A 13240-nucleotide genomic window follows, 5' to 3' on the forward strand; every position below is an offset into this window, starting at 1 on the left:
CTAAAAATCTTGTGATAAAAACAAAACGATTGAAGCGAGTTGTGTAGGTGTAATTTGTGATGCGTAATGGTTATTTAAAAAAAGGATTGTATGCGGTGACGTTTACCGTGGCAGCTGCACAGGTAAATGCAGCAGCACCTGTGGACTTTTCCAATCTGGTCGAGCAAGTCAGTCCGGCGGTGGTCAGTGTCAGTGTCGTCAAGAAAATGACGCAAGAGGAGCTATTACAGCAGCAAGTTCCTGAAATCCTACGCCGTTTTTTTGGAAATCAGGTCATTATTCCACAGCAGCAGGCACCGCAAGAAAAAACGGGATACGGCAGTGCATTTTTTATCAGCAAGGATGGCTACTTGCTCACCAATCATCATGTGGTTGAGGATGCATCACGCATTACCATCACGCTAAATGATCGTCGTGAAATTGATGCCAAAGTGGTTGGAAGTGATGAACGTACCGATGTGGCTTTATTGAAAGTTGATGGTGCGAATTTTCCTGCATTAAAAATTGGTAATGTCGATCAGCTGAAAGTAGGACAGCCTGTTTTAGCGATTGGCTCGCCGTTTGGTTTTGATTATTCGGCATCTGCGGGGATTGTCAGTGCAAAATCACGCAATATGGTGGGCGAAACCTCAGTGCCCTTTATCCAGACCGATGTAGCATTAAATCCGGGTAACTCGGGCGGCCCATTATTTAATCAGCAAGGTGAAGTGGTCGGGGTCAATTCCCGAATTTTCAGCGGTACAGGCGGTTATATGGGGTTGTCGTTCTCCATTCCAATTGATGTGGCAATGGACGTTGCACAGCAATTAAAAACCAAGGGCAAAGTCACACGTTCGTATTTGGGTGTCATGCTACAAGATATTGACCGGAATCTTGCCGATGCCTACAACTTGCCAAAACCTGAGGGCTCGCTGATTAATCAGGTTACACCGGGTTCACCTGCGGCCAAGGTTGGTTTAAAGGCAGGGGACATTATTATGAAATATAATGGCAACCCGATTTCACGCACTTCTGAGCTACTGAATTATCTGAATCGAACCATGCCGAAACAGGTGATTCAATTGGAAATCCTTCGAGACGGTAAGCCAATGAATGTTTCGGCTACGCTCACCACAGCACCAGACGATACACCTGCAACTTCTGAAAAAGCGGCTGCACAAAACGGGCCGGTATTGGGTATGGCAATTCGTAACCTAACCACCGATGAACAAACGCGTCTGGATATTTCGGGCGGTATTTTTGTGCAGGATGTGACCCGTGGCGGTTTGGCTTCGCGCTCAAACTTAATGCCTGGGGACGTGATTGTTCAAATCAATTCAACTCGAATTAACAATACCAGCGAGTTTGCCAGAGCGGTTGCTTCGCTTCCTAAAAATTCGGTTGCTCGCATTTCACTGATTCGTCAAGGGCAACGCGCCATGTTGGGTTTACGTATTAACTAATCGGCACAATGTTAAAACGTACTTAATTTGAAGCCAGAAGCATCTGCTTCTGGCTTTTTGTTGTTTTAAACGTGTTGTTATTATTATAAATCCCATGCTTTTTCGGCACTGGTGATTTGCTGATAAACGTGTTGATGTTCGGCGTACTTTAAGGTGTGCCAGAGCTCGCAAAACTCTCGACCTAGATAGTGCTGGAGTGTTGTATTATTTTTAAATCGATCAAGTGCATCCAGTTGCTGCTGAGGTAAAAAAATATGTTCATGAAGCTGCTTGATTTGGTGGGAAGGTTTAGGCATTTCCAGTGAGTGCTCTATACCATGTAAAATTCCCGTTAAAATCACCGCTACGGTTAAATAGGGATTACAGTCTGCACCAGCTACCCGATATTCGAGCCGTTGATTCTCTGCATCTGCACAGGGAATGCGGATGGCCACATTGCGGTTATTGATATTCCAGTTGGCTTCCATAGGCACATGCTGGCCGGGTTGAAAACGACGATAAGAATTGATGTTGGGTGCTAAAATTGCCATGGAAGCAGGCATTAAATCGACCAATCCACTAATGGCTTGTTGTAATGCATTGCAGGGTTGATCTGGCGAAGAGGTACGAAAGCGATTTTGTAAATTTGAATCGCAGATACTCAGATGAAAATGCATGCCACTTCCAGCCTGATGCAAATCGGGTTTTGCCAAGAAACAGGCCTGCATATGAAATTGTTTGGCGACCTGCTTAACAATACGTTTTAACGACATGATCTGATCACACAAGGTCAGAATATCAGGACGATGCAGAATATTGATCTCGTATTGGCTCATGGCAGATTCTGCGACTAGGCCTGTAATGGGAATCGACTGTAATTTCGCAATTCGTTCAATTTCTTGCAGCACCTGTAAATCTCGTTCAGGCATGTCCATATCAAAGCTTTGATTACTGAGCAGGGCATCACGTGAGCGGGCGGTGATATCAAACAAATAAAACTCAAGCTCGGCCGACATCACTGGATAATACTGCTCAGCATGTAGCTGATTGACAATTTTCTTGAGCACATTCCGAGGTTCATAGGGACAGTCTATTAGCGTGTCATCTTGCATTGAAACATACACCTGAGCATTGAATTCAGGTTGAATCGCTGCGGGTTTTAAACTCCCTAAAATAGGACGGCATAATCGGTCTGGCTCGCCAATATATTTACCTAAACCCGTCTCTTCATTGACTTTTCCATCTAGATTCATGGCATAGACCGATAGGGGGAAATAGCAGCCTTTATCGAGTTGTCGCAGGCTGTTGATATCGATGCGTTTGCCACGAATATGACCATTGAGATCGTGCAGGCATACATCAATATGTTGTGTATTTGGATAGCGTTTCAGGTATTCTTCGACTTCCTGCAAAAACGCAGAGCTGTTATTTTTAGAATGTGCGGTGGTAGGCGCTTCAAGGTCAATGGGCAATGAGCTCACTGAAAAGCGACGTGGGGTTTGCTTTGACATTGAAACGATCAGGCTACTCATGTTTTAAACCTATCTTTGTATCGTGCTCAAAAGCGTAGATGAAGCACAGCAAGATGTAACGTAAATTCTGCGTAACTTTTTCAATGACAATAACGGACAAAAGATGAGTGCAATTTTTGATTTGGCTCTGACGGTGAGCGCTGAACACATTGATCAACTGGGTCATGTGAACAATGTAGTTTATGTGCAGTGGATGCAAGATGTGGCCAGTAAGCATGTCAATGCACTGGGGCTTGGATTAAAACAGTATCAACAGCTTAATCATGCCATGGTGGCGGTGGAGCATCATGTCCAGTATCGTAAAGCCGCGTTTGAAGGAGATGAACTGATTTTACGCACATGGTTAGATGCGCTCGATAGTTTGTATCTATCACGCCAGTACGTATTTTATCGCCCTAAAGATCAGACAATCTTGTTTGTAGCGAAAACCAAATGGGCCTGCATCGAGATGAGTTCAGGCCGACCAAAACGCATGTCTCCGACGTTTACTCAAGCGTATCAGCCTTTATCGAAGGACATTAATCCGATCGACTTTACGATGTGTTACGCAGTTCATCCGTCTCCATAACTGCGCGATTGATTGATCTAATGGGATATCAGTGCATGTTAAAGAGATGTCATAGAACAGTGGTTTAAGTGAATAAGGGAGGCGTGGCTCAAAATGCAATGCTCTTAACCCATTTCGATTACTTTGTGAAATGCGCCGGATCGCACTATATTTTTGGTGTCTGGTTGCTTATACTGTGCAGCAATTCAGGACAGTCCTTTTTACACCTTGCATGCTATGTTCAGTATTGCGCTTTAAGGTGTACTTTTTTTCAGAGTAATCTATGGCATCGGCTAAAAAATCCGTTGATATCAAAAATATTCGTAACTTCTCGATCATTGCACACATCGATCACGGCAAATCGACACTTGCTGACCGTTTTATTCAAATGTGCGGTGGCTTGCAAGATCGTGAAATGCAAGCTCAGGTATTGGATTCAATGGAACTTGAGCGGGAACGTGGAATTACCATTAAAGCGGCATCGGTAACCTTGTATTACACGCATCCGAATGGACAAGAATATCAACTCAACTTTATTGATACACCAGGACACGTCGACTTTTCATACGAAGTGTCACGTTCACTTGCAGCGTGTGAAGGCGCACTTTTGGTGGTCGATGCAGCACAAGGTGTTGAGGCGCAATCTGTTGCCAACTGCTATACCGCAATTGAGCAGGGCTTAGAAGTTTTACCGATTCTCAACAAGATTGATTTGCCACAGGCCGAGCCAGAACGCGTTATTCACGAAATTGAAGAAATTATTGGTATTGAAGCCACTGAAGCACCGACTTGTTCAGCAAAAACTGGTCTTGGGGTTGAAGGTGTGCTTGAGCGCTTGGTCGATGTGATTCCAGCACCAGAAGGTGATCGTGATGCGCCACTGCAAGCACTGATTATCGATTCATGGTTTGACAACTACTTAGGCGTTGTTTCCTTGGTACGTATCAAGCAAGGTCGTATCCGTAAGGGCGACAAAATGCTGGTTAAGTCGACCGGTCAGGTGCATCCAGTCACCTCTGTAGGTGTATTCAATCCAAAACATACCGAAACTGACATGCTCGAAGCGGGTGAAGTAGGCTTTGTGATTGCGGGGATTAAAGACATCTTTGGTGCGCCGGTAGGTGATACCATCACACTTTCTGCAACGCCAGAAGTTAAAACTTTGCCAGGGTTTAAAAAGGTTAAACCACAGGTCTATGCGGGATTATTTCCAATCGATTCAAGCGATTTTGAACCGTTCCGTGAAGCGTTGCAGAAACTTCAAATTAATGACTCGGCATTATTTTTCGAGCCTGAAAGTTCTGATGCGCTTGGGTTTGGTTTCCGCTGTGGTTTCTTGGGCATGCTGCACATGGAAATCGTACAAGAGCGACTTGAACGTGAATACGATTTAGACCTGATCAGCTCTGCACCAACCGTAGTGTATGAGGCACTGACCAAAAAAGGCGATACGATTTATATCGACAGTCCGTCTAAAATGCCAGATGCCAGCACGGTAGAAGACCTTCGCGAACCGATTGCAGAATGTCATATTCTGGTGCCTCAAGAATATCTTGGTAATGTCATGACGCTATGTATCGAGCGCCGTGGTGTACAAAAAGACATGAAATTCTTAGGCAACCAAGTGTCGGTGACGTTCGAAATTCCAATGGCTGAAGTGGTCATGGACTTTTTCGACCGCTTAAAATCTTGCTCACGTGGTTTCGCATCACTCGATTACAACTTTGTCCGTTTTGAAAGTTCATCTCTGGTTAAGGTAGACGTGTTAATTAATAGTGAAAAGGTCGATGCATTGGCCATGATCTGTCACCGTCAGGATGCGCGTCACCGTGGTATTGCACTGGTTGAAAAAATGAAAGACTTGATTCCTCGTCAGATGTTTGACGTGGCAATTCAAGCGGCCATTGGTGCTCAAATTATTGCGCGCTCAACCGTAAAAGCCATGCGTAAGAATGTATTGGCGAAGTGTTATGGTGGTGACGTTTCGCGTAAGAAGAAATTGCTTGCGAAACAAAAAGAAGGTAAGAAACGTATGAAGCAAGTGGGAAGTGTTGAAATCCCACAAGAAGCGTTTCTAGCTGTATTAAAAGTAGAGAGATAACCTTTAGGACTCGCCCATGGATTTTGATTTTAATTTAATTCTCGTTCCTGTCACGCTCATTTTTTTCTTGGTGTGGCTTCTCGACAAGTTGGTGTTTAAGCAACGTGTAACCAAAGGACGGGGAAGCGAAAATTTTATCATTACTTGGGCGTACGACTTCTGGCCAGTGCTGGCCGTGGTTTTAGTGCTTCGATCGTTTATTATTGAACCGTTTAATATTCCGTCTGATTCAATGGTACCTACCCTCGAAACTGGCGACTTTATTCTGGTCAATAAATACGACTATGGTGTTCGTCTTCCGATCGTAAACACCAAAATTCTTGATGTAGGTGAGCCAAAACGCGGTGATGTGATTGTATTTCGTTATCCACCACAACCGACCATCAGTTACATCAAGCGTGTGGTTGGCCTGCCGGGCGATCATATTGTCTATGATCATGGTCAGTTAAGCATTAATGGTCAGAAAGTACCTAAAGTTGCGACTCAGTTTAGTCGTGAAAAAGACAGTTTAGACACTCCAACCTCGATTTATCATAAAGAGACCTTGGGTGAGCATACCTTTACCATGCGTGAGCTTGAAGGGGTCAACATTGCACGCCAAGCGCCGTTTATCAATTACATCGACAACGGTAAATATGCCGCTGAAGACGGAATGTACTGGGAAGTTACGGTACCAAAAGGGCATTACTTTGCCATGGGCGATAACCGTGATCAGAGTGCAGATAGTCGCTTTTGGGGATTTGTACCTGAAGAGAATCTGACTGGGCGTGCATTCTATATTTGGATGCATAAAGAACCTGGCTTTAAGATTCCATCCTTCAACCGAAATGGTACAATTGACTAAAATTAGAAATTAGGACAACAACAAATGCGCAAGTCTCAATGGGGTGCTTCGTATTTAGGTGTTTTTTTGGGGATTATTGTCTTTGCTTTAGTACTTAAAGCAGCAGTGGCAGTTGCTCCGGCTTATTGGGATGATCGAATCATCAATAACCAGATCGACGCCTTAATGCGTGAATCTCCTCGCAATATCGCGGTCGATAAATTTGTGACCCAGATGAATCAGCGTTTAGACATGAACAGTGTACGTGACGTTCGATTTAACGAGATTGCAAAGGTAACGAACAAAGGTGGTTTACGCGTTAGCAAACAATATGAAGTAAGAAGACCGTTCTTGTTTAATATTGATTTAGTTATAAAATTTGAGAAAAATTTTGAACAAAACGCAGTCCAAACTCAGTGATCCAAGATTACAGAGTCGGATCGGATACGAGTTTAAGCAGTTGGAATTACTTCAGCTTGCACTCACGCATCGATCTGTTAGTCACAAGTACAACTACGAGCGCCTTGAATTTTTGGGCGACTCGCTGTTGGGTATGATCATTGCCAATTATTTGTATCAGACTTATCCGCATGAAAATGAAGGTCGCTTAACGCGCATGCGTGCGACCTTGGTGCGTCAAGAAGCGCTTGGTAAAATCGCAAATGATTTGAAACTGAGTCGCTGTTTAATTTTAAGCACAGGTGAATTAAAATCGGGTGGACATCATCGCGAATCAATTCTGGCCGATACGGTCGAAGCGATTATCGGTGCAATTTATGTCGATAGCGCCGATTTAAATTTGTTAAACAAAATTGTTTTAAACTGGTATGTACCCTATCTGGATCATATCGAACCGACAGATCAGTTAAAAGATCCGAAGTCGCGTTTACAAGAGTATTTACAAGCACGTAAAAAACCTCTCCCTGTTTACGAGGTTGTGGATATTCAAGGGGATGCCCCTCACCAGCACTTTAAAGTAGAATGTGTGGTAGCCGGGCTACCAAATGTTTTAGGTGAGGGCTCGAGCCGCCGTTTTGCTGAGCAAGCAGCTGCGGCAGAAATTTTAAAGTTATTGGAGCAGTAATTTGCATGTCGATGCATTCTGATCAAATCAATCCAGATTCACATGATAATGATGAAAATCAATCCCCAAATCTGATTGATCAATTTTTTAGTTCCGCCGGTGTCGAGATACCTTCCGACTTCCGTAGCGGCTTTGTTGCAATTGTTGGGCGTCCAAATGTGGGTAAATCCACATTAATGAACCATTTGTTGGGTCAAAAACTTTCGATTACTTCACGTAAACCGCAAACCACACGTCATAAAATTGTGGGAATCGATTCACGCGAAAAATCTCAAGCGGTGTATGTCGATACGCCGGGTATGCATAAAAAAGAAGTGCGTGCGATCAACAAGATGATGAATCGTGCAGCGCACTCTGCACTGCGTGACGTGAACTTGGTGCTATTTGTGGTCGATGGTCACAAATGGACTCAAAATGACGATCTTGTGCTTGAAAAGCTCAAAAACGCAGATATGCCGGTCATTATGGTGATCAACAAAATTGATACCGTAGAAGAAAAACGCAGCTTGCTGCCTCTCATTCAAGAGCGCGCAAAGCTCATGAACTTTGCAGAAATTATTCCTGTTTCTGCGCTTCGTGGTGCAAATCTAGATCATTTGCGTGACATCATTGAAAAATACCTGCCGTTTCAACCGCCATTGTATTCTTTCGATCAAGTGACTGACCGTTCAGAGCGTTTCTTGGCCAGCGAAATTATTCGCGAAAAAATCATGCGTCAGCTTGGTGAAGAATTGCCATACGATTTGACGGTGCAGATTGAATCATTTAAAACTGAAGAACCGGCGATAAGTGAAAAGACTGGCCGTATGAAGCCTGCTTGTACCTATATCGATGCGACCATTTTTGTTGAGCGTGCTGGACAAAAAGCCATTGTGATTGGTGATAAAGGCGCTAAACTCAAACGGATTGGTATGGAAGCACGTACAGACATGGAAAAAATGTTTGAACAAAAAATCATGCTCACGCTTTGGGTGAAAGTCAAAGGTGGCTGGTCTGATGATGAGCGTGCGCTGAAAAGCTTGGGCTATAGTGATATTTAAACAAGAGTAATGTCGATGACAGTCATGATTCGCTGTGTTGTTCTGCTGGGTTGCGTGTTGATGCTTCAAGGCTGTATTACCAAGATTGTGACTGTTCCTGTCAAGGTGGCCTACAAAACCACCAAAGGGGTGGTTAAAGGTACTGCTGCGGTGGTGGGTGCCGTGATTCCCGATGGGGATGACGATAAAGACTCAGCCAAGAAGGATTAGTTTGCGTTTTTATGCGAAACCAAGTCCTTCATGGTTATCTGATTCATCACCGGCGTTATCGTGAAAAAAGTCATATCGTGCATTTGTTTAGCGAAGAATACGGTCGTATCGATGGTATTCTTCGGCAAAATCCTCCTCCGCAGTATCAGCCTCTTACCTTGCAAGCCACAGGCAAAGGTGACTTAAAAAATTTTACCAAGCTCGAAATTTTAAACTTTCCGGTTTTCTTTCAGGGCGATGCATTTTTTGCCGGATTTTATCTCAACGAAGTTTTACTGCGTTTATGCCCGCTAGAAGAGCCTATGCCAGAAACTTTCCGGCACTATCAGCACACATTGCTGCAATTACAACATTTGCATCAGCAACAGGCACCGAGTCATTACCTGAAACAGATTTTAAGGCAGTTTGAGCATGTGTTATTGCAAGAGCTGGGCTATGCCATCGATTTTGAAATCGATGCTAATCAGCAACCGATTAATCCGTTAGCGCACTATCAGTTTCAGTCTACAGAAGGCTTTATGCCTGTTTTACAGCACACCCAGTCGACCTTGTCTGGGCAATTGATTGGCTGTATGCAGAATTATCAAATCGGGAACGAATTTTCTCCCGACCAATTACAATTATTAGGTAAACTATACCGTCAGATGATTACATCCCTTTTGGGAGACCGACCATTAAAAAGTCGCCAATTGTGGATTCAAAATACTCAATCTCGTTCATAAATAGGATGTTTGTATGGCTGCTTTGCTTGGCGTCAATATCGATCATGTCGCAACTTTGAGACAGGCCAGAGGAACCGTTTATCCAGATCCTGTACAGGCTGCACTGGTGTGTGAGCAAGCAGGTGCCGAGGGCATTACACTGCATTTGCGTGAAGACCGCCGTCATATTCAAGATGACGACGTACGTCGTATGCGTCCAGTGCTTAAAACACGTATGAACCTTGAGCTTGCAGTGACAGATGAAATGATTGCATTTGCCAAGGAAATTCAACCTCAACATGTTTGCTTTGTTCCAGAGCGACGTCAGGAAGTCACCACAGAAGGTGGGCTAGATGTTCTGGGGAATTTTGAAAAAGTGAAAGCAGCGACAGCTGAATTAACTGCCATAGGGTGTGATGTGTCGTTATTTATCGATGCCGATGTTGCCCAGATTGATGCTGCCATTGCCTGTGGTGCGCCGACGATTGAACTGCATACAGGCGCCTATGCCGATGCAAGCAGTGAGCAACAACAGCGTGCCGAGCTAGAGCGGATTGTACGTGGCGCTGAATATGCTGCAAGCAAAGGGCTGGTAGTAAATGCAGGGCATGGCCTGAATTTAGAGAACATTACTCCGATCGCTGCGATCCCGCAGATTCATGAATTGAATATTGGTCATTCGATTATTGCAGATAGTGTATTTGTTGGACTTGAGCAAGCTGTAAAGCAAATGAAGGCTGCGATTCAAGCAGCAGGATAAGTGAGTCAAGATGTCAAGTCCAAACTATGATGAACTGATGCAACCTGTAATTGAATTCTTGGGGTGTCAAACACCTCAAGCATGGTTGAACGAAGCGCTCAATAATCTTGAATTATTAATGCAAGATCACGCCAATTGTGAAAAAAAAGCAGCAGGAACAGCCATGAATTTGATGTTCCGCTACAGTTTTTTTACAGATTTACAGGTGAAGCTGGCGCAACTGGTGCGTGAAGAAATGTTGCACTACGAGCAAGTGCTCGAGTTGATGAAAAAACGTGGGCAGGAATGGAAGGCGGTCAGTGCAGGGCGCTATGCGGGTGAACTTCGCAAACAAATTAGAACCTATGAGCCAGAAGCACTCATTGATGTTTTAATCATTGGTGCTTTTGTTGAAGCGCGTTCGTGTGAGCGTTTTCATGCCTTGGCACCGCATGTCGATGACGAATTAGGGCGTTACTACCGATATCTACTCAAGTCTGAATCTCGGCATTTTGAGGACTATCTGGCACTAGCTTTAGAGGTTGCACAAACGGCAAAAATGAAGAACCCTGAAGAGGATATTCAACAGCGCATTGTGCAAATTCGTGAAGTAGAAAAAAACCTCATTCTCTCAGCAGATAAAGTGTTTCGTTTTCATAGTGGCGTACCAGAAGCACAGGCTGCTTAAAATAAAAAAACCTCTTTGTATAAGAGGTTTTTTTATAGCAATTTTTAGGCAAAAAAAAGCCCGCTTTAATACTGCGGGCTTTTTGATATTTGGCTCTCCCACCTGGGCTCGAACCAGGGACCTGCGGATTAACAGTCCGTCGCTCTACCGACTGAGCTATGGGAGAATCTGAATGCGATTATAAGGAGATTTTGACAGGGGTCAAGCCAAATTTGTCATCTTTGTTTCATTTTTAGTGTGTATGTTTCTTATTTGAGCAAACTGGCTCAAATTATCAATTTTGCTTGCACGGCACGAAAATCACTGTTATGTTTTATATAAGAGAACGTTCAGATGGTCATCTGAACAGTGTGGATTTAACCAACTTGCCAGCACTAAATGGCTAAACCGGAGGGCTATATCATGCCGACTCTTCAAATTGAACAAATCTTTTCTGATTTCGCTTTCTATCAAAAAAACTATCTCGACATTATTCGCGATCCTCAGCAGTATTATCAAAATGTCACCGACGCGCACATTCATTTTGCCGTTTTTAGTCAAGAAAAAATCTATTTAGGCGATTTATTGCAACTCTGGTTTGGCGATAAATGGACTGAGCATCAGGTTAAATTGCTACATGATTCAGCGGATCACTTGTGGGAACGTGCGTCTGAAAGCTGGGATAACTCGTTGTTTTTGTTTTCCATTGAGCGTAGCGGTCTATTTTCTCCTGCTTATGCCTATGCATGGAGCACACAAGATCAGCAGGTAAAGCAGATCGAGATTGATCATACCTTTCCGTATTATTGTCATTATTTGACACTATCACGCCCTAAGCGTTATAGCTAAGCAAAATGCTGTTTAAAGCTATATGATGAGCGGGATGCAGTGTATTTAAACGTATAAATAGCTGTGCAAAAATAAAAGTATATCAAGTGAAAAATAATGAACAATTCAGCCATAAAAAAAGCCTATCCGAAGACAGGCTTTTTTTATAAATCGGGAACTCAAACAGTTAAGCTGTTTTTTCAGCTTGAATTGATGCAATGGCTGCATCGATACCGTCAATGGATTCTGCCGCTTTTTTAATACGGGCTAATGCATCAACCAATACTTCATCTGCGGTAGCGTATGAGATACGCATAAAGCCACCAAGACCGAATGCATCACCAGGTACAACTGCAACACCAGTTTCTTCTAATAACCACTCAGAAAACTCGGTGCACGATTTGAGGCCTTTGGCACGAATCAATGGGCGAATGTTGGCATAGGCATAAAATGCACCATCCGCAGGCAGGCAAGAAATACCATGAATGGCATTTAAGCCGTTTACAACCAAATCATGACGACGTTTGAACGCTTCAATCATTGGCTCTAACACATCTTGAGGGCCATTTAGTGCTGCTTCTGCTGCAACTTGTGAAATTGAGGTTGGGTTAGAAGTCGATTGCGACTGAATCTTCTTCATTGCGCCAATGATTTTTGCAGGACCCGCTGCATAGCCAATGCGCCAGCCAGTCATGGCATACGCTTTTGAAACACCATTTAATACAATGGTACGGTCGTATAAATCGGGTGCCACAGTCGCGATGTTATAAAATTCATCTTCCCAACGAATCGGTTCATACATATCGTCAGATGCAATATATACTTGTGGGTGCTTACGAAGTACATCGGCAAGTGCTTCAAGCTCTGCTTTGGTGTAAATCATGCCTGTCGGATTGGATGGGCTGTTCAATACCAATAAGCGTGTATTTGGAGTAATGGCTGCTTCAAGCTGCTCTGGGGTAATTTTAAAGCGTTGCTCTTCACCGCATTTCACGATGACTGGCGTACCTTCGGCAATAATCACCATATCTGGGTAGCTCACCCAAAATGGTGCTGGGATGATTACTTCATCGCCTTTATTAAGCAACGCAAGTGCCAAATTGAAGAACGATTGTTTGCCACCACATGAAACCAAAATCTGGTTTGCTTGATAATCTAGATTATTGTCACGCTTGAATTTTGCAATAATTGCTTTTTTTAAGCCTGGCGTACCATCTACTGCGGTATATTTGGTGAAGCCATTGTGAATTGCTTCAATCGCAGCATCTTTGATGTGTTGCGGGGTATCGAAATCTGGTTCACCTGCACCTAAACCAATCACGTTTTTTCCTGCAGCTTTGAGTTCTGCTGCTTTGTTCGTAACGGCCAAAGTAGGGGACGGCTTGATGGCATTTACACGATCAGACAGACGTACGTCCACGGCAATATTCCTTCTTGTGGGATAAAAAATAAAAGCACACTATCTTAGCCCAAAAACCACAGTTCGTGTTTTATTATCAAAACAAAAATAAAAAAACATTCAGAGATACCTGTAAATTCAGCTTGAT

At 43.6% G+C, this 13240-nt stretch carries 14 protein-coding genes and 1 tRNA gene; 12 read left to right on the forward strand and 3 right to left on the reverse strand.

Annotation, left to right across the window (positions count from 1 at the left end):
• Positions 1-59 precede the first annotated feature (59 nt).
• The gene (locus tag QLG00_RS02330) at positions 60-1442 is read left to right on the forward strand and encodes a Do family serine endopeptidase (protein WP_282470440.1); all 1383 of its coding nucleotides are present in this window, start codon (positions 60-62) and stop codon (positions 1440-1442) included.
• Between the two features lie 83 nt (positions 1443-1525).
• Here QLG00_RS02330 and QLG00_RS02335 read toward each other — a convergent pair whose 3' ends face one another.
• Complete coding sequence (locus QLG00_RS02335) at positions 1526-2953, reverse strand: glutamine synthetase family protein (protein WP_151796272.1); 1428 nt, start codon at positions 2951-2953, stop codon at positions 1526-1528.
• Positions 2954-3056: 103 nt separating this feature from the next.
• On the opposite strand from QLG00_RS02335, the gene QLG00_RS02340 reads away from it, so the two are divergent.
• From QLG00_RS02340 to QLG00_RS02385, 10 genes are all read left to right on the forward strand, one after another.
• Positions 3057-3521: a thioesterase family protein gene (locus QLG00_RS02340; RefSeq protein WP_004939260.1), complete on the forward strand. Its 465-nt coding sequence runs from the start codon at positions 3057-3059 to the stop codon at positions 3519-3521.
• Positions 3522-3783: 262 nt separating this feature from the next.
• Complete coding sequence (lepA, locus tag QLG00_RS02345; RefSeq protein WP_004939257.1) at positions 3784-5601, forward strand: translation elongation factor 4; 1818 nt, start codon at positions 3784-3786, stop codon at positions 5599-5601.
• A gap of 16 nt (positions 5602-5617) precedes the next feature.
• Positions 5618-6445: a signal peptidase I gene (lepB, locus tag QLG00_RS02350; protein WP_004939254.1), complete on the forward strand. Its 828-nt coding sequence runs from the start codon at positions 5618-5620 to the stop codon at positions 6443-6445.
• A 24-nt stretch (positions 6446-6469) separates the two neighbouring features.
• On the forward strand, positions 6470-6844 hold the full coding sequence (locus QLG00_RS02355) for a DUF4845 domain-containing protein (RefSeq protein WP_004939253.1): 375 nt from the start codon (positions 6470-6472) through the stop codon (positions 6842-6844).
• Positions 6816-7508 (forward strand): ribonuclease III, encoded by a 693-nt coding sequence (rnc, locus tag QLG00_RS02360; RefSeq protein WP_004939248.1) that lies wholly within the window; start codon positions 6816-6818, stop codon positions 7506-7508. Before QLG00_RS02355 ends, rnc begins: the two co-directional genes overlap by 29 nt.
• An 11-nt stretch (positions 7509-7519) precedes the next feature.
• Entirely contained in the window at positions 7520-8548 is a 1029-nt protein-coding gene (gene era, locus QLG00_RS02365) for a GTPase Era (protein WP_171063765.1), read from the forward strand.
• Positions 8549-8572: 24 nt separating this feature from the next.
• Positions 8573-8758, forward strand: a complete 186-nt coding sequence (locus QLG00_RS02370; protein ID WP_025094962.1) for an NF038104 family lipoprotein — start codon at positions 8573-8575, stop codon at positions 8756-8758.
• Positions 8759-8769: 11 nt separating this feature from the next.
• Positions 8770-9480 (forward strand): DNA repair protein RecO, encoded by a 711-nt coding sequence (gene recO / locus QLG00_RS02375; protein WP_004948625.1) that lies wholly within the window; start codon positions 8770-8772, stop codon positions 9478-9480.
• A 13-nt stretch (positions 9481-9493) separates the two neighbouring features.
• The gene (gene pdxJ / locus QLG00_RS02380; protein WP_048764761.1) at positions 9494-10219 is read left to right on the forward strand and encodes a pyridoxine 5'-phosphate synthase; all 726 of its coding nucleotides are present in this window, start codon (positions 9494-9496) and stop codon (positions 10217-10219) included.
• A gap of 10 nt (positions 10220-10229) precedes the next feature.
• Positions 10230-10886 carry a tRNA-(ms[2]io[6]A)-hydroxylase gene (locus QLG00_RS02385; protein WP_004939234.1) on the forward strand — a complete coding sequence of 219 codons (657 nt, stop codon included), beginning with the start codon at positions 10230-10232 and terminating at the stop codon, positions 10884-10886.
• Between the two features lie 90 nt (positions 10887-10976).
• On the opposite strand, the gene QLG00_RS02390 is transcribed toward QLG00_RS02385, so the two are convergent.
• Positions 10977-11052, reverse strand: a tRNA-Asn gene (locus tag QLG00_RS02390).
• 236 nt (positions 11053-11288) lie between these two features.
• On the opposite strand from QLG00_RS02390, the gene QLG00_RS02395 reads away from it, so the two are divergent.
• Entirely contained in the window at positions 11289-11714 is a 426-nt protein-coding gene (locus QLG00_RS02395; protein WP_004939231.1) for a hypothetical protein, read from the forward strand.
• Positions 11715-11880: 166 nt separating this feature from the next.
• Here the strand turns inward: QLG00_RS02395 and QLG00_RS02400 are convergent, their stop codons facing one another.
• A complete protein-coding gene (locus QLG00_RS02400; protein ID WP_004939227.1) occupies positions 11881-13113 on the reverse strand; it encodes a pyridoxal phosphate-dependent aminotransferase in 1233 nt (410 codons plus the stop codon).
• Positions 13114-13240: the final 127 nt, after the last annotated feature.

The sequence above is a fragment of the Acinetobacter sp. V89_7 genome (assembly GCF_029967895.1).
GTDB lineage: Bacteria > Pseudomonadota > Gammaproteobacteria > Pseudomonadales > Moraxellaceae > Acinetobacter > Acinetobacter soli.